Source organism: Arthrobacter flavus (genome assembly GCF_039526005.1).
In the GTDB taxonomy this organism is placed as follows: domain Bacteria; phylum Actinomycetota; class Actinomycetes; order Actinomycetales; family Micrococcaceae; genus Arthrobacter_D; species Arthrobacter_D flavus.
The window spans coordinates 28,103-43,675 of the sequence record NZ_BAAAIJ010000004.1 but is presented as its reverse complement, the minus strand read 5'-3'; the positions used below and the strand labels follow the sequence as shown (position 1 = coordinate 43,675).

General features: G+C 66.0%; 14 protein-coding genes. 7 read left to right on the top strand and 7 right to left on the bottom strand.

The annotated features are described in order from the left end of the window. Nucleotide 1 precedes the first annotated feature (1 nt). Together ABD059_RS01525 and ABD059_RS01520 are read left to right on the top strand one after the other, a co-directional pair. Entirely contained in the window at nt 2-1,240 is a 1,239-nt protein-coding gene (locus ABD059_RS01525) for a class I SAM-dependent methyltransferase (protein ID WP_343877325.1), read from the top strand. 208 nt (nt 1,241-1,448) lie between these two features. Then, entirely contained in the window at nt 1,449-1,886 is a 438-nt protein-coding gene (locus tag ABD059_RS01520; protein WP_343877323.1) for a hypothetical protein, read from the top strand. A 15-nt stretch (nt 1,887-1,901) separates the two neighbouring features. Here ABD059_RS01520 and ABD059_RS01515 read toward each other — a convergent pair whose 3' ends face one another. Then, nucleotides 1,902-2,918, bottom strand: a complete 1,017-nt coding sequence (locus ABD059_RS01515) for a LacI family DNA-binding transcriptional regulator (RefSeq protein WP_343877321.1) — start codon at nt 2,916-2,918, stop codon at nt 1,902-1,904. A gap of 245 nt (nt 2,919-3,163) precedes the next feature. Here ABD059_RS01515 and ABD059_RS01510 point away from each other — a divergent pair, with 245 nt between their 5' ends. The 4 genes from ABD059_RS01510 to ABD059_RS01495 all read left to right on the top strand — a co-directional run bounded on the left by ABD059_RS01510 (nt 3,164) and on the right by ABD059_RS01495 (nt 8,486). After that, nucleotides 3,164-5,233 (top strand): beta-galactosidase, encoded by a 2,070-nt coding sequence (locus tag ABD059_RS01510; RefSeq protein ID WP_343877319.1) that lies wholly within the window; start codon nt 3,164-3,166, stop codon nt 5,231-5,233. Then, nucleotides 5,220-6,149 (top strand): carbohydrate ABC transporter permease, encoded by a 930-nt coding sequence (locus tag ABD059_RS01505; protein WP_343877318.1) that lies wholly within the window; start codon nt 5,220-5,222, stop codon nt 6,147-6,149. The genes ABD059_RS01510 and ABD059_RS01505 overlap by 14 nt, the downstream gene beginning before the upstream one ends. Nucleotides 6,150-6,241: 92 nt before the next feature. Next, complete coding sequence (locus ABD059_RS01500; protein ID WP_343877393.1) at nt 6,242-7,075, top strand: carbohydrate ABC transporter permease; 834 nt, start codon at nt 6,242-6,244, stop codon at nt 7,073-7,075. Between the two features lie 79 nt (nt 7,076-7,154). Next, nucleotides 7,155-8,486: an ABC transporter substrate-binding protein gene (locus ABD059_RS01495; RefSeq protein WP_343877316.1), complete on the top strand. Its 1,332-nt coding sequence runs from the start codon at nt 7,155-7,157 to the stop codon at nt 8,484-8,486. Nucleotides 8,487-8,683: 197 nt separating this feature from the next. Here the strand turns inward: ABD059_RS01495 and ABD059_RS01490 are convergent, their stop codons facing one another. Then, nucleotides 8,684-10,384, bottom strand: coding sequence for a glycoside hydrolase family 3 N-terminal domain-containing protein (locus ABD059_RS01490; protein ID WP_343877315.1), 1,701 nt, complete (start codon nt 10,382-10,384; stop codon nt 8,684-8,686). 108 nt (nt 10,385-10,492) lie between these two features. On the opposite strand from ABD059_RS01490, the gene ABD059_RS01485 reads away from it, so the two are divergent. Next, nucleotides 10,493-11,632: a glutamate--cysteine ligase gene (locus ABD059_RS01485; protein ID WP_343877314.1), complete on the top strand. Its 1,140-nt coding sequence runs from the start codon at nt 10,493-10,495 to the stop codon at nt 11,630-11,632. A 52-nt stretch (nt 11,633-11,684) separates the two neighbouring features. Here ABD059_RS01485 and tsaD read toward each other — a convergent pair whose 3' ends face one another. From tsaD to alr, 5 genes are read right to left on the bottom strand one after another with little or no spacing between them, the layout of a single operon-like run. Then, nucleotides 11,685-12,761 carry a tRNA (adenosine(37)-N6)-threonylcarbamoyltransferase complex transferase subunit TsaD gene (gene tsaD, locus ABD059_RS01480; RefSeq protein ID WP_343877312.1) on the bottom strand — a complete coding sequence of 359 codons (1,077 nt, stop codon included), beginning with the start codon at nt 12,759-12,761 and terminating at the stop codon, nt 11,685-11,687. Continuing rightward, a complete protein-coding gene (gene rimI, locus ABD059_RS01475) occupies nt 12,758-13,201 on the bottom strand; it encodes a ribosomal protein S18-alanine N-acetyltransferase (RefSeq protein WP_343877311.1) in 444 nt (147 codons plus the stop codon). Before rimI ends, tsaD begins: the two co-directional genes overlap by 4 nt. Next, nucleotides 13,201-13,857, bottom strand: a complete 657-nt coding sequence (gene tsaB, locus ABD059_RS01470) for a tRNA (adenosine(37)-N6)-threonylcarbamoyltransferase complex dimerization subunit type 1 TsaB (RefSeq protein WP_343877310.1) — start codon at nt 13,855-13,857, stop codon at nt 13,201-13,203. Before tsaB ends, rimI begins: the two co-directional genes overlap by 1 nt. Nucleotides 13,858-13,866: 9 nt before the next feature. Next, a complete protein-coding gene (gene tsaE / locus ABD059_RS01465) occupies nt 13,867-14,403 on the bottom strand; it encodes a tRNA (adenosine(37)-N6)-threonylcarbamoyltransferase complex ATPase subunit type 1 TsaE (RefSeq protein WP_377959507.1) in 537 nt (178 codons plus the stop codon). Beyond that, on the bottom strand, nt 14,390-15,565 hold the full coding sequence (gene alr, locus ABD059_RS01460) for an alanine racemase (RefSeq protein ID WP_343877309.1): 1,176 nt from the start codon (nt 15,563-15,565) through the stop codon (nt 14,390-14,392). Before alr ends, tsaE begins: the two co-directional genes overlap by 14 nt. Nucleotides 15,566-15,573: the final 8 nt, after the last annotated feature.

The following is a 15,573-nucleotide window of genomic DNA, read 5'->3' as shown; positions in this document are numbered from 1 at the left end:
GATGACCGCCGCCGCCGCGACTGACCTGATCGCGCCGCTCCTGACCCCTGCGGGCTGGGACCTGGTGAACTCGCTGGCTCCGTACAACGAAGCCGACACGATGCGCCTGAGCACCTCGCTGCGCCGGGCAGGGCACGACCCGGAGGTCATCGCGGCCGCTCTCACCCAGTCCCGGTTGCGCTCCAGGGCGGAAACGAAGTTTGGGCCGTTCGCTGCCCGCATGTTGTTCACTGCCGCTGGCCTGGAGCAAGCCACCCGCCTCGGTGTGGCTGCCCGCCACGCCGAACGCTTCGTCACGGCTGGCCTTGAACGGGTCGCCGACCTGGGCTGCGGGATTGGTGCCGACGCGATCGCCCTGGCCAGCCTGGACCGCCAGGTCACCGCCGTGGAGCTCGACGAGACCACCGCCGCCGCCGCGACCATGAACCTGATGCCCTGGCCCAATGCCACTGTGGTCGGTGGTGACGCGGAGTCGTTCGACCTCACCGGGTACGACGGCGTCTGGCTGGACCCCGCCCGCCGCATCACCAGCACCTCGGGTACCACCCGGGTCTTCGACCCGGAGGCGTTTTCCCCTCCCCTGTCCTTCGTGGAGCGGCTCGCCGACGCAGGGACCCCGGTCGGGGTCAAACTGGGGCCCGGTATCCCCCACGATGCGGTGCCTGCAGGATGCGAGGCGCAGTGGGTGTCGGTCGATGGGGACGTCACCGAGGTGACACTCTGGTTCAACTCCCTGAAGCGCCCTGACGTGCGCCGTTCCGCGCTGGTGATAAGCTCCCACGGCGCTGCAGAGCTCAATAGTGCAGCCGATTTCGACGACGAAACCCGGCCTCCGGTGGGCACCCCCGCAGGTTACCTCTATGAACCGGACGGCGCAGTGATCCGCGCCGGGCTGGTGGCCGACGTCGCACGGCAACTGGATGGCCACCTCCTGGATCCGCGGATCGCGTACATCTGCGCCGCGACGCTGCAGGAAACCCCGTTCGCCCGGGCCTACAAGGTGTTGAGCGTGATGCCGTATAACGTCAAGGCCCTCCGGACGTGGGTCCGTGAGAACAGCATCGGCGTGCTGGACATCAAGAAACGCGGTACCTCGGTGACCCCCGAAGAGCTTCGCAAGCAGCTCCTTGCCGGGTCGGGGAAGGCACGGAAATCCGCCGGGAAAAAGAAGGCCACGCTGGTCCTCACCCGAATCGGTGAGGACCGGGTGGCGATCGTCGTCGAGCCCGTCACCGTCTAACTCGCTAGGAGCCCGCGCCCGTCGTCGTCGCCTTCGTCATCTCGGTGGGCAACCTGGACATCCGTGTCCAACATCTTGTTCACCAACGCCCACGTTGACCCTTCCTGTCCAGCTTGCTCACCGAGACGGTTGGATCGGCAAACCGGACACCTGCAATCCGTCCGCCACTGAGGCCTCAAACTGTCAGAGCCCGATGGGACAGTTGGGCATGGAAACGGATATTCCTCATATCGATGTCATTGTGCGAACGTTCCTTCAGGACGTCAGTGCGGGCCGGAGCCACTCGGTCGGCGCACGGTACTACCGGGTGATGGCGCACCTGTACTGCTATCTGGAGTCAGTCGACGCCGACGCGGTGCTGGGAACCGACGCTGGGACACTACTCGCCGCGGAGCGTGAGTTCCATCCGCAAGGTGCGTTCCTCCGGCTGTTCACTGCCCATGATCTGGTGTTCTGCCTGCCGGGCTTCCTTGACGACAGGTGGCTGATGACGTATCCGGCGGATGCGCGGACCCAGGTCAGCCTGACGGACCGGTTGCTGCGGTGGATCAGGCACCGGTACCCACGGGACCTTTACTACTGCTCCAGCGGAATTCACGAGTGCACCGTGGCGATCAGGCGGGCCCGACGGCGGCTGCGGAGATAGTGCCCTGCCACCACGCTAGGCCGATCCCCGCCACATCACCGACGTCTCAAGCACTTCCGCGGGGCTCGGCAGCCCCCTGATCTGGGCCAGCACCAACTCCGCCGCCCGCTTACCCAGCAGATCTGCCGGCTGCCTGACGGTTGACAGCTGAGGCCGGCACCGCAGCGCCCAACTGCTGTCGTCGAAGCCGACAATCCCCACGTCCGCCGGGATCTGGCGGCCGCTTTCCTGCAGGGCTGTCATTGCCCCGGCGGCCACCGCATCGGATGCAGCAAAAACGCCGTCGAGGTCAGGGCGGCGCCTGAGCAGCTCCTGCATCCCCTCCAGCCCAAACCCATACGTATACAGCGGATATTCCACCACCAGCCCGGGATCAAACAGATCCCCCATCGCGGCCTTGAACCCGGCCAGCCGGTCCTGGCCAGAGTCCCGGTCAAGCGCGCACGCGATCATGCCCACCCGGGTCCGTCCAGTGCCCAGCAGCCGGGCGGTGATGGCCTCGGCGGCCGCTGCGTTATCGATCGCAACATACGGAATATCCGGAATCCCCGGTGGGTGTCCGACAAAGGCCGCAGGCACACCAAGATTCTTGACCGCCAGGGCAATAGGGTCGGAAGCCCGCGCGGACACGATCACCGCACCATCCACCAGACCGCCCTGCAGATAGTCGGCAACCCTGCGGCTATCGCGTTCGGAGTCGATGATGAGGGAGACCAGCTGATAGTCGGCGGCTGACAACACCGCGTTGGCGCCCAACAGAATAGACCCGATGTTGGGGTCTTCGAACAGCAGCGAGTGAGGTTCGTGAATGATCAGGCCGATGGCTCCGGACTTCTGCCGGACCAGATTCCTGGCCACTGAGTTACGCACATATCCGACCCGCAGGATCGCTTCTTCCACGGCCAGTTTCGCGTCCTCGGACACGTAGCGTTCCCCGTTGACAACCCGCGACACCGTCCCACGGGACAGCCCGGCAGCCGACGCAACATCATTGATGGTTGCCCTGCGTGTGCGCGTGCGCGTTGACTCCATACCTGTACTTTAGCCGAGCGACTACCCGCCCCCGTGGCCTGCCTCAGGGCCGGCCCCAGGCTGGCATCGCACCCGCGGCCCAACAATCTCGTTGACAAGTAAATGTGACGTGCCTTACTCTGGGAACGTTCACAGAAGACCTCGAAGGTGAGTTCGATTGCCGACTCTGGGAGCGTTCACAGAACGCTTTCGATGCTCCGGCCGCCCTCGAGCCGAACGTTCACGAACGACGACGAGGAGCCGGGTTGAATTCGAGCAACACCACTGTCACGGAGCTGTCCGGCAGCGGAGATCTGGTGTACGGCTGTGACTACAACCCTGAGCAATGGGATCCAGCCGTTTGGCCCGAGGACATCCGGTTGATGAAGGAGGCGGGCGTCAACCTCGCCGCCATCAACATCTTCGGCTGGGCTGAGCTGGAACCCGCCGACGGCGTCCTGACGTTTGACCGGTTGGACGAGGTCCTGGCGCTGCTGCATGCCAACGGCATTTCAGTGAACCTGGGAACCGGAACCTCCTCCCCTCCCCCCTGGCTGACCGCTCAACACCCGGAGATCCTCCCGCAAATGGCCGACGGCACCCGGCGGTGGCCCGGCGGACGCCAGGCGTGGTGCCCCAGTTCCCCGGTATTCCGCGAGCACGCGCTCCGACTGGTGGAACAGATGGCACAACGGTACGGCAGCCACCCCGCGGTCACCGTATGGCATGTGTCCAATGAACTGGGCTGCCACAACGCCCTGTGCTACTGCGACATCTCAGCCGCAGCATTCCGCACCTGGCTGCAGCGCCGCTACACCACCGTCGAGGAGCTCAACCGGGCCTGGGGCACCTCGTTCTGGAGCCAGCGCTATTCGGACTGGGCGCAGATCCTCCCCCCGCGGGCCACCATTTCGGCCCTGAACCCGACCCAGGAGCTCGACTTTCAACGTTTCAGTTCCGACGCGCTGCTTGACTACTACCAGGCCGAAGCAGCAGTGATCCGGGACCACAGTTCCATCCCCATCACCACCAACTTCATGGTGGCCGCCCACATCCGCAACCAGGATTACTGGTCCTGGGCCCCGGAGATGGACGTCATTGCCAACGACCATTACCTCGACCATCGGCTCGACGCACCCCTGGTTGAGTTGGCGTTTGCAGCCGATACCACCCGCGGACTCGCCCAGGGCAAGCCATGGCTGCTGATGGAGCATTCCACCGGCGCCGTCAATTGGCAGCCCCGCAACATTGCCAAGGGACCCGGCGAGATGGTCCGCAACTCACTCGGCCACCTGGCGCGCGGAGCCGACGGTCTCTGCTTCTTCCAGTGGCGCGCATCGCTGCAGGGTAGCGAGAAGTTCCACTCCGCCATGCTCCCCCACGCCGGCACCGATTCGCAGACCTGGCGCGACGTCGTCGGTCTCGGCGCATCCCTCCGAAAGCTGCGCGAGCTGGCCGGAACCACGGTGCACGCCGAGGTGGCGCTCGTCTTCAGCTGGGAGGCATGGTGGGCCCACGACCAGGAGTCGCACCCCTCGGGTGACGTCAGCTACCTCAGCCAGGTCCACGCTGCCTACACCGCGCTGTGGGAAGCCGGACTCACTGTCGACGTCGTCGCCCCCGGCGCGCCCCTCTCCCGCTACAAGCTGGTGGTGGTTCCCAACCTGTATTTGATCCGCGACGAGCATGCCGCAGTGATCAGGGATTTCGTCGACGACGGCGGATCTGCGTTCGTCACCTTCTTCAGCGGCATCGTTGACGAGAACGAACGGGTACGCCCCGGCGGGTACCCCGGAGCCTTCAGGGATCTGCTGGGCATCCGCACGGAAGAGTTTTTCCCACTCGATCCGGCACATCCGCTCACCCTCGACAACGGGTCCCCCGCCTCCCTCTGGTCCGAAGCACTCCGCCTCACCAGCGCCGAAGCCATCCTGAGCTATGCCACCGGCAACCACGTGGGCACCCCAGCGGTGACCCGCAACCACTTTGGGGCCGGTGAGGCATGGTATGCCGCGACGGTTCTGGACAGTGGCGTCCTGAAGGACCTGTTGCTGCGTGCGGCGGTGACCGCCGGCGTGGTGCTGCCCGAGGTGCAGTCGGGACTGGAGTCAGTCACGCGGCGCGGCAACGGCCACGAGTACGTTTTCCTGATCAACCACACCACCGAGGACCGCAAACACCGGGTCAGCGGTCTGGAACTGTTGACTGACGAAGCCGTGTCCGGTGTCGTCGTCGTTCCCGCCGGCGCAGTGCGCGTCGTTCGCACCACCCCAGAAATCTCCGACACCCACGGCCTGGCTCAGGGCCGAAAGGACGCAGGCCATGACAGTCACTAACCCTCCGGCCGGGGCACCACAGGCTCCTCCGGTCGCGAGGAAAAACCGTTCGTCAGGAGCGCAGCGCCGCGCCGTCGCCTTGTTCATCGCGCCGTTCGGGCTCCTGTTCCTCGCCTTCTACGCCGTTCCGATTGTCTACGCGATTGTGCAGTCGCTGCTCACCGTCGAGCGCGAGGGCACCTTCGGCGCACCCCGCCAGGTGTTCGGCGGCCTCGTGCAGTACGAGCAGGTGTTCCAGGACAGCGCGTTCTGGCAGTCGGTGGGCCGGGTGATGGTGTTCGGAGCTGTCCAGGTGCCCATCATGCTGGGGCTGGCGCTGTTGTTCGCCCTGCTGCTGGACTCACCCCTGTTGAAAGGGAAAAAGTTCTTCCGCCTGGCGTTCTTCGCCCCCTATGCAGTCCCGGGAGTAATCGCCGCCATCATGTGGGGGTTCCTCTACTCGCCGTCGCTCTCACCCTTCGGCGCTGTGACATCGAACGTCGACTTCCTGTCAGCGAACCTCGTGCTCTGGGCCATCGCCAACATCGTGACCTGGGTGTACGTCGGATACAACATGCTCATCATTTATGCGTCGCTGCTGGCGATCCCCACCGAAATCTACGAGGCCGCGAGGCTCGATGGTGCGAGCAACATCCAGATCGCGTGGCGCATCAAGATTCCCCTGGTGATCCCGGCGATCATCCTGACGGCAGTCTTCTCGATCATCGGCACCCTTCAGCTTCTCGCCGAACCGCAGACCCTGCGAAGCTTCAGCTCGGCGATCAACAGCACGTTCACGCCCAACCTCGCGGTCTACACCACCGCTTCGGTACCGAACTACAATCTGGCCGCAGCGTTCTCGGTGGTCCTGGCCCTCGCCACGTTCATCCTCTCCTTCGTCTTCCTGAAGTCGACCCAGCGGAAGGTTACCCAGTGACCGCAGCCCCAGCCACCGCCCCCAAACGACCACGCGGTAAAGGACCAACACCGCCCGCGAACAACACCGCGCGCGGACCCCGCCAGTCCATCATGTCGCGCAGCGCCGCGATGCTCATCATGGGTGTTTTCACGCTCTACTTCCTGACCCCCATCTGGTGGCTGATCACTACCTCAACGAAAACCGGTGGGGAAATCACGTCGACGGCGCCGCTGTGGTTCACGGCGAACTCGTTCGGGACATTCTTCGACAACCTGGGACGGCTCTTCACCTACAACGACGGGCTGTTCGGCCGCTGGCTCCTGAACTCGGCCATCTACGCGGGGGTCGGGGCCTTGCTTGGCACCGTCATCGCCGCGATGTGCGGGTACGCGCTTGCCAAGTACGAGTTCAAGGGACGCGAGGCGATCTTCAACATCGTGCTCAGCGGTGTCCTTGTTCCCGCGACAGCGCTGGCTTTGCCGCTCTTCCTGATCTTCAGCCAGGCCAACCTGACGAACACCATGTGGGCGGTGTTCCTGCCGAGCCTGGTCAGCCCGTTTGGCGTCTACCTGGCGCGGATCTACGCAGCGGCCAGCGTCCCCGGGGAGTTACTCGAGGCAGCGCGGCTGGACGGATCGGGGGAGGTCCGCACCTTCTTCACGGTCTCCACCCGCCTGATGGCTCCCGCCCTCGTCACAATTTTCCTCTTCCAGTTCGTGGCGATTTGGAACAACTTCTTCCTTCCTCTCATCATGCTCCGCGATCAGGTGCTCTTCCCGGTCACTCTGGGCCTCTACGCGTGGAACAGCCAGATCAGCCAGATTCCCGAACTGCGGTCCCTGGTGCTCGTCGGAGCTCTCGTCTCGATCGTCCCGCTGATCATCGCGTTCCTCGCTCTGCAGCGCTTCTGGAGCAGCGGGCTCGGCGCCGGCGGCGTCAAGTGACACACAAATTTTCACAATCAGCACTACCTGGTGCAGGGGCAGCCGCTCCCGCACTGAACTACCACCGATAGGAAAGACAATGCGCGCGCATTACGGAAAAGTCACCGCGGCCTTTGCCATCTCTGCGCTGGCTCTCACCGGTTGTTCAGCCGGCGGGGACAGCTCGGGAGGAGGGGCCGAAGCTGCACCCTGCGAGGCCTCGGACGGGCCAGTCGAGCTGAACTTCACCACCTGGGTGCCAGGGATGGACCAGGTAGTTGAACTGTGGAACGAGGACAACCCGGATATCCAGGTCACGGTGCAGACCGGACCCAATGGCAACTCCGGCACCTACCAGAACTTCTTCAACCAGATCCAGGCTGGCAACGCCCCCGACCTCGGCCAGATCGAGTACGACGCACTGCCAAACTTCCGCGTCCAGGACGGGCTGGAGAACATCGCCGAATGTGCGGGCGTCACGGAGGCTGCCGACCAGTTTGTCGACTGGACGTGGGGCCAAACGACCTTCGGCGAGGAGGGCTCGGTCTACGCCATCCCGCAGGACAGCGGCCCCATGGCCATGTACTACCGCGCCGATCTCTTCGAGGAGGCTGGCATCGAGGTTCCCACCACCTGGGAGGAATACGCTGTTGCCGCCGAGCAGATCAAGGCTGAGGGCTCCTACATCACCAACTTCCCCAAGACTGACGTCAACTGGTTCGCTGGTATGGTCTGGCAGAACGGCGGCCAGTGGTTCGCCAACGACGGCGAGAGCTGGGACGTCAATCTGACCGGGCCCGAGTCCGAGGAAGTGGCGACCTACTGGCAGGATCTGTTGTCGGAGGACCTCGTGTCCACCCTCCCGTCCTTCTCGGACGAGTGGAACGCATCGTTCAACGAGGGCCAGCAGTGGACCTGGGTCTCCGCCGTGTGGGGTGCAACCACCCTCTCCGACGGCGCTCCCGACACGGCCGGCAAGTGGGCTGTTGCCCCCATGCCGCAGTGGGAAGCCGGCGGGGAGACCGCTGGCAACTGGGGTGGCTCCTCCACCGCTGTGCTGAAGGGCTCCGAGCACCCCGCCGAGGCAGCGCAGTTCGCGTTGTGGCTCAACACCGACCCTGAGGCCCTGGCCCTGGCCAACGAACTCGGCGGCCTGTACCCAGCGGCAAAGTCGGCGGCCGAGCTTGAGGCCTTCGCTGGTGGCGTCGAATTCTATGACGGACAGCAGATCTATGATGTCTTCGCCGAAGCCTCAGCCAGTGTTGACCCCAACTTCACCTGGGGCCCGACCATGACCCAGACCTACACTGACGTCTCCGACGGTTTCGGTGCCGCGATTGGCGGCTCCGGCACACTGCTGGATGCGCTCACTGAAGGCCAGCAGCAGACCGTCGATGCACTGAAGGCGCAGTCCATCCCGGTCCAGGAATAGCAGTAGCCTCCACCTCTCGGCCGGTCGCTGTGACGGTGATCTGACGGTGGTCTGACGGTGGTGCGACGGACCCGGATTTGCATGAGTAGTTCATGCCGATCCGGGTCCGCTGTTCATTCACCGCAAGGTACCGGTCCCGGTCGGTCAGCTGCTGCACCCGGTCGCACGCACCGCTACCAGCTTGCCCCCTCGACCGGTTAGCCGCGTGGGCAGCCGGTTCCGGCGTCGTACCCGGCCGCGTCGACCGGAAGTTGTCCCGGCGCTGGAGCGGCCCCCGTCAGGACGGCGAGCACGGCGGCGAACGCCCCCGGCGTGTTTCCGTAGGCAGCGACCTTCACCGGAGCATCAACCGCCTCCAGCCACCAGGGGGCATCCAGCGCGATGGCGACGTCGGCTGGCGCGGCACCGTTACCGCCGGCACCGACCAGTGACACTGTGGTGCCGCCCGGGCCCACGGTGACTCCGGACGCCTCGGCAGCCTCGGTGAAGCGTTGGGCGTCAACCTCGGTACCGCCCACGATCGAGGCAGTGCCGTTCAACAGGTCCCCGTCACACTGGCCGGTGAGCACGGTGATTGCCGCGGCCGACGCCACACCGCTCGCCTCCGCCTGCTCCCCGGGTTCGGCCGGCTCGGCTTCGGCCGCCAACTCTGCCTGCCACAGCATCAGCGCGATCACACGGGTCGCGGCCTCGGCGAGCCGTTCGTCGGGGAGGCTGCCGTCGTCGACGGCGGCGACAAGTGCGGCGTGCGCGGCGTAGGAGTCGGTGGGCATCAGGAGCAGGTCCGCTCCGGCGGCGAGCGCACGGGGAGCCGATTGCCCGCCAGGGTAGAGCTCTTCAACGGCGGCCATGTTCAGGGCGTCGGTGACGATCACGCCGTCGAAGCCCAGACCGCGCAGCGCCGCATAGTTTGGTGCCGAGACCGACGACGGCACACCCGGGTCCAAGGCGTCGACGGCGATGTGGCCCATCATCATCACCGGCGCCCCCGAGTCCGCTGCGGCTTTGAACGGCACCCAGTCGCGGGTCTCCAGCTCCTCAAGGGAGGCGGTCTGCACCGGCAGCTCAAGGTGGGAATCGGCGGGTACCGACCCGTGCCCGGGGAAGTGCTTCACGCTGGGCAGCACACCCGAGTCCAGTAGTCCGGTAACGGCCGCAGAGCCCAGGTCGCCGGCCAGGGCCGGGTCATCCGAGTAGGCCCTGGCACCGATGGTCGGGTCACTGGCCCCGGTGGTGACGTCCACTGACGGGGCGTGATTCATGGTGAACCCGAGTCCCGCGAGTTCGGAGTTCATGGCCGTCATGGAGGTTCCCAGCAGCGCCGGATCCCCGGCGGCCCCGTAGGTCATCGGAGTGGGCCAGCCGGTCAGCGGTGCGCCGAGCCGGGCCACCTGCCCGCCTTCCTGATCCACGGAGATGACCGCGGGCCAGGTCCGGCCGTCAGCAGCAACCGCTTCGGCCAGGCCAGAGGTGACTGCTGCCATTGCGTCCGCGTCGACTGTCCCGTCCCCGGCCAGCGGAACGTTGTCTCCCATAATGATGCTGCCCGCCAGGTGCAGATCGCGGATGGCCTGTTGCTGTCCGGCCGGATCGGTGCCGGCGTAGAAGCCCACCATCACCTGCCCCGCCCGCTCCTCCGTGCTCATCGCAGCGACGGCGGTCTCGGCGTCGTCGTAATTCTCGGCGCTCGGGCCCCACGGCAATCCAGGGTTGGTGGTTGCTGTCGGCTCCGCGGACGACGACGTGGGCCGACTCTCGGGGGACGGTGAGCCGGTGCTGGTGCCCGCGGGGGTGCATGCCGCCACGAGCAGGAGCGTGAGGACCGCTAATCCTGTCTGGCGTAAGCCCCGACGACGTGGCTGAATTTCAGTGTTCGCCCGGCGGGCTGCGCTTTTCACTGTATCGATGCTACTCCTGCTCTAATATTGGGACAGCTCTCTTCCGCGGATGACGCGATACCGAGGCAGAATTTTCCAGCAGTCCGGTACCGGTCAGGAGCCAGCCACATGAAGATCGAATTTGCACAATCAGCCCAGTCGACGCTCGGCGTGGAATGGGAACTCGCCCTGGTCGACCGCTACAACGGGGACCTGGTCTCAGTTGCCAACCAGGTGCTGCGGGGAGTCGCCGCCAACCATCCGGAGTTGCAGGAGGACGAGGAGCACCCCCACATCAAGCAGGAGTTGCTGCTGAACACGGTGGAACTGGTGACCGGCATCTGCCACACGGTCGCCGATGCGAAAGCTGATCTGTCCCGGTCCCTCGCGGCGGTCCGCGAGGTCACCGATCCAATGGGCGTTGAGCTGTTCTCCGCTGGCTCACACCCTTTCAGCGTGCCGCGGTCCCAGCCGGTGACCGACAAGGAGCGCTACTTCAAGCTCATCGATCGCACCCAATGGTGGGGTCAGCAGATGGTCATCTACGGTGTCCACGTGCATGTGGGGCTGGACCGCCGGGACAAGGCCATGCCGATCCTGGACGGCCTGGTGAACTATGTGCCCCATTTTCAGGCGCTGTCGGCGTCGTCGCCGTTCTGGGGTGGCGACGATACCGGTTACGCGTCGCAGCGTGCCCTGATGTTCCAGCAGCTACCCACCGCCGGATTGCCGTTCCAGTTCCCCTCCTGGGCCGAGTACGAGTCCTATGTGCAGGACATGTTCACCACCGGCGTGATCGACTCTGTCAACGAAATCCGGTGGGATATTCGACCGGTCGCGAACCTCGGCACTATCGAAATGCGGGTCTGCGACGGACTCTCAACCCTTCAGGACGTGGGAGCAATCGCTGCGCTGACCCAGTGCCTCGTCGACGAGTTTTCCACCACCCTGGACAACGGCGGAACCATCCCCACCATGCCACCCTGGCATGTGCAAGAGAACAAGTGGCGTGCCGCCCGCTATGGGATGGAAGCCATCATCATCCTCGATGCCCAGGGCAGGGAGCAGCTGGTCACCGAGCACCTCGTCGAGGTGCTGGAGCGACTGCAGCCGGTCGCCAAGAAGCTGGGCTGCGTCGAGGAGCTCGGCGATGTGGAAAAGATCCTGGCCCGCGGTGCTGGTTACCAGCGACAGCGTCGGGTCGCAGCTGAGCACGACGGCGATCTCAGCGCCGTCGTCCTCGATATGGTGGCCCAGCTCCGCGAATAGGACCTACACCTCTGCCCCCGCCCCCAAAGCCCCGGAACAGTTGGTGGTGAGGTTAGGCGAAGACGTGGGTCACCGGGAGCGAGGAATCGGTGGCGAAGCGCAATCCCGTGGGCTCGCCACCGTTCATGACGATCTGTGCCCCGAGGGCCGCGACCATTGCACCGTTGTCGGTGCACAGGGACAGCGGCGGCACCGTCAGGGTGATCCCGGCGGCCGCACAGCGCTGGGCGGTCAGCGCCCGCAGCCGCGAGTTGGCTGCCACGCCGCCGCCGAGCAGCAGACTGGTGATCCCGTGTTCGCGGCAGGCCAGCACCGTCTTGGACGTGATCACGTCCACCACCGCCTCCTGGAAGGACGCCGCGATGTCGGCGACGGGGAGGTCGACGCCGTCCGCCTCGTAGTGCTCCACGCAGCGGGCGACGGCGGTTTTCAGGCCGCTGAACGAAAAGTCGTACCTGTGTGGTCCGGGCTGCTCCGCCGTTCCGAGGTACTTGGGCTGGGTCAGTCCCCGGGGAAAACGGATCGCCTTCGCGTTACCGTCGGTGGCGACCCGGTCAATGGCCGGGCCTCCCGGGTATCCGAGCCCAAGGATGCGGGCTACCTTGTCATAGGCTTCACCGGCGGCGTCGTCGATGGTGGACCCGAGTAGCTCGACGTCGAAGGCCAGGTTATTGACGCGCAGTATCTCCGTGTGACCACCCGAGACCAGCAGGGCCCCGAGATTGGGGGGCAGGCCGTCCGGGAACGCCGAATCCAGCACCCCCACACCCACGTGCGCCACCAGGTGGTTGACGGCAAACAGCGGCTTGCCGGTCGCGAGCGCCAGGGCTTTAGCCGCGGAAACGCCCACCATCAGCGCACCCGACAGCCCGGGCCCGGATGTCACTGCGATGGCGTCGAGGTCCGCCAGCGAGACGTCGGCTTCGGCGAGCGCCTGACGCAGGGTGGGAACGAAGGCGTCCAGGTGTGCCCGGGAGGCGATCTCCGGGATCACTCCCCCAAACCGGACGTGTTCATCCATGGAGGAAGACACCGTGTTGGTAAGCAGTTGCGTCCCACGGACCAGTCCGACGCCGGTCTCGTCGCAGGAGGATTCAATGCCGAGGACCAGCGGGTTGTCACGGTTCACAGGATCAGCCTCATCACCCAGGCGTCAACGCCATCACGGTAGTATTTTCGCCGGGTATGAATGTGCTCAAACCCGGTCAGCGTATAGAGTTTCTGCGCCCGGGGGTTGTCGGCCCGGACTTCCAGGAGCACCTCGGTGGCGCCCCGGTGTCGTGCCTCGGCCAGCAGCTCACCCAGCAGCGCGGTTCCGATTCCCTGCCCCTCAAAACCGGGCAGCACGCCGATCGTCTGGATGTCGGCGGTCGTCGCCACGCACATGACTCCCGCATAGCCGACCATGCGGCCCTCGATCTCGGCGACAAGGTAGCGGCGGGTTTCGGGCTGGGACACCTCATCCAGGAACATTTCCAACGGCCAGGCATCAATAGGGAACAGCTCCAGCTCCAGACGTGCGACGGCCGGAACGTCCTGAAGCAGCAGGTCGCGCAGCGAGAAGCTCATCAGGTTGCCCGCTTCCGGGGGCCGGGGACCCGCGCGTCGGACTCCCGAAGGTACAGCGGGGCAGTATCCAACAATTCCAGCCCGGCGGAGAGCCGCCGGTAGGCGGACCGTCCCAATGCTGCGGCGGAGGGGTGGAGTTCGGTGAACTCCTCTACCCCTGCCAGGACGTCGGGGTAGAGGCCCGCGCCTTTGCCGTAGGACGCCAAGGCAGGGAGCGACGACGGCGCGCCCACGTGCGGCCCGTCCAGCAACCTGGGGACCCCGTCGTCGGCCCGGTACCGGGCCCAGTAAACCTCTTTCCGCCGGGCATCTGTGGCGACCAGGAACTCTCCGGTCCCGGCATGCGCTGCAGCGTCCTCGGCGATGGAGTCGAGACTCATCACTCCGTGCAGCGGCACGTCCCAGACGTAAGCGAGAGTCCTGGCGGTAGCCAACCCGGCCCGCAACCCGGTGAACGGTCCCGGCCCAACGCCCACCACTATCGCCGTCAGGTCCGTTCCGGCGATACCCGCTTCGGTGAGCAAGTCGGCGACGGCGGGAGTGAGCACCTCAGCGTGGCTCCGTGTGTCATCGGTCGCAAAAACTCCGGTCACGACGCCGTCCAGCACCAGGGCTGCACTTGCCGCGGCGGAGGTGTCAAGGGACAAGATCAGCATCCTGCCAGCCTAATCGAGCGAGCCGACGGCCGACGGCGTATTCGCCCAGCGCTGACCGTACCCTTCGATGCGGACCTGTCGAGGTTCGTCGTCGCCATCGGGGTCGACAGGGGCACCGGCAAGTATTGGCCGTTCAAGGTGGATTTCGAGGTGGCTGGTGGCCAGGTGCTCCACCCGCCCGGCTCCCCACTCGACGACTGTCACGCTGGTGTCCATGGTGGATTCCAGGTCGAGATCATCGATGTCAGCCGCGGATTCCAGCCGGTAGGCGTCGGCGTGGACGAGCGCCGGCCCGCTGGCCAGCGGTGGGTGCACGCGGACGACGACGAAGGTGGGGGAAATGATCCCCGGCCGGACACCGAGGCCAACGCCGAGACCCTGGGTGAAGGTGGTCTTCCCGGCTCCGAGTCCGCCGGTCAGGATCAGCAGGTCACCGGCCACCAGGTCACTGCCGAGAGCCGTGGCGAACCGCTGCAGGCCGGCGGCCGAGTGCACGGTGAAGCTCCGGGACCACGTCGGTCCGCTGCGCCCGTTACTGGTCTGCACTGGCGCTCGTGTCGTTGAGGTAGGTGCGGGGGACGCGACCGCTGATCCGCGTCACGATCTCGTAGTTGATCGACCCGCTGGCGTCAGCCCACGCATCAGCCGACGGTTCGCCGGCGCCCCCGCCGAACAGCACCGCCGGGTGCCCGAGCGGGCTTCGCGCGGTGCCGGCGATGCCGGTGGTCTGCAGGTCGATGACCAGCTGGTCCATGGCGATCCGGCCCACCACCGGGTATTGGTGCCCATCCACCAGAACCGGCGCGCCGGTGGCGACCCGGGGGACGCCGTCGGCGTAGCCCACCGGGATCAGCGCCAGCGTTGTGGGGTGGGTGGTGCGGTAGCTCAGGCCATAGGAGACGCCCTGCCCGGCGGGTACTTCCTTGCAGTTGGCCACCGAGGTGACGAATCGCATGGCGGGGCGCAGGCCCAGCGCCTGCGAACTCTGGCCGTGGAACGGTGAGAGACCATAGATGCCGAGCCCCACCCGCACCAGGTCGAAGTGCGTGTCTGGGCGGGACAGCGCGCCGGGGGTGTTGGCCAGGTGACGGAGTTCGACGTCGACCCCAGCGTCCTCGGCCACCGCAATTGCCGCGCGGAAGCGACGGACCTGGTCGTCCGTTTCGTGGCGGTCCGGTTCGTCGGCGACCGCCAGATGGGAGAAGACCCCGACCACCCGGAGGAGCCCTGCGTCCTGCTGCTCCAGTGCCCGGCCGATCAGCGTGTCCCAAAGTTCCGGTGGGCAGCCGTTGCGTCCCAGCCCGGTGTCGATTTTCAGCTGGACCCGCGCGGGCCGTTGCTGGCGTCGGGCTGCCGCCACGACGTAGTCGAGTTCCCATCCGGAGACGCCGATGTCGATACCGTCTCGGATGGCCGCCCCGAAATCGGAGTCGACGGTGTGCAGCCAGGCGAGGATGGGTGCCTCGATGCCTGCTTCACGCAGGTCCAGCGCCTCCGCAATGTGCGCGACCCCCAACCAGGCGGCACCGGATTCCAGGGCGGCGCGGGCCACCTGCCGGGCACCGTGCCCGTAGCCGTCAGCCTTCACCACCGCCATCACGCGTGCCGGGCTGACGACGTCGGCGATGTGCCTGATGTTGTGACGCACTGCGTCCAGATCGACCTCGACCCGCCGTTCGGCTGCCGGGGGTTCAGCTAAGAAACTCACTGGACCAT

What these genes read in the sequence shown, in the direction of transcription:
- ABD059_RS01525 (WP_343877325.1), top strand. Translation starts at nt 2, where the DNA reads ATGACCGCCGCCGCCGCGACTGACCTGATCGCGCCGCTCCTGACCCCT.
- ABD059_RS01520 (WP_343877323.1), top strand. Translation starts at nt 1,449, where the DNA reads ATGGAAACGGATATTCCTCATATCGATGTCATTGTGCGAACGTTCCTT.
- ABD059_RS01515 (WP_343877321.1), bottom strand. Translation starts at nt 2,918, where the DNA reads ATGGAGTCAACGCGCACGCGCACACGCAGGGCAACCATCAATGATGTT.
- ABD059_RS01505 (WP_343877318.1), top strand. Translation starts at nt 5,220, where the DNA reads ATGACAGTCACTAACCCTCCGGCCGGGGCACCACAGGCTCCTCCGGTC.
- ABD059_RS01500 (WP_343877393.1), top strand. Translation starts at nt 6,242, where the DNA reads ATGTCGCGCAGCGCCGCGATGCTCATCATGGGTGTTTTCACGCTCTAC.
- ABD059_RS01495 (WP_343877316.1), top strand. Translation starts at nt 7,155, where the DNA reads ATGCGCGCGCATTACGGAAAAGTCACCGCGGCCTTTGCCATCTCTGCG.
- ABD059_RS01485 (WP_343877314.1), top strand. Translation starts at nt 10,493, where the DNA reads ATGAAGATCGAATTTGCACAATCAGCCCAGTCGACGCTCGGCGTGGAA.
- rimI (WP_343877311.1), bottom strand. Translation starts at nt 13,201, where the DNA reads ATGAGCTTCTCGCTGCGCGACCTGCTGCTTCAGGACGTTCCGGCCGTC.
- tsaB (WP_343877310.1), bottom strand. Translation starts at nt 13,857, where the DNA reads ATGCTGATCTTGTCCCTTGACACCTCCGCCGCGGCAAGTGCAGCCCTG.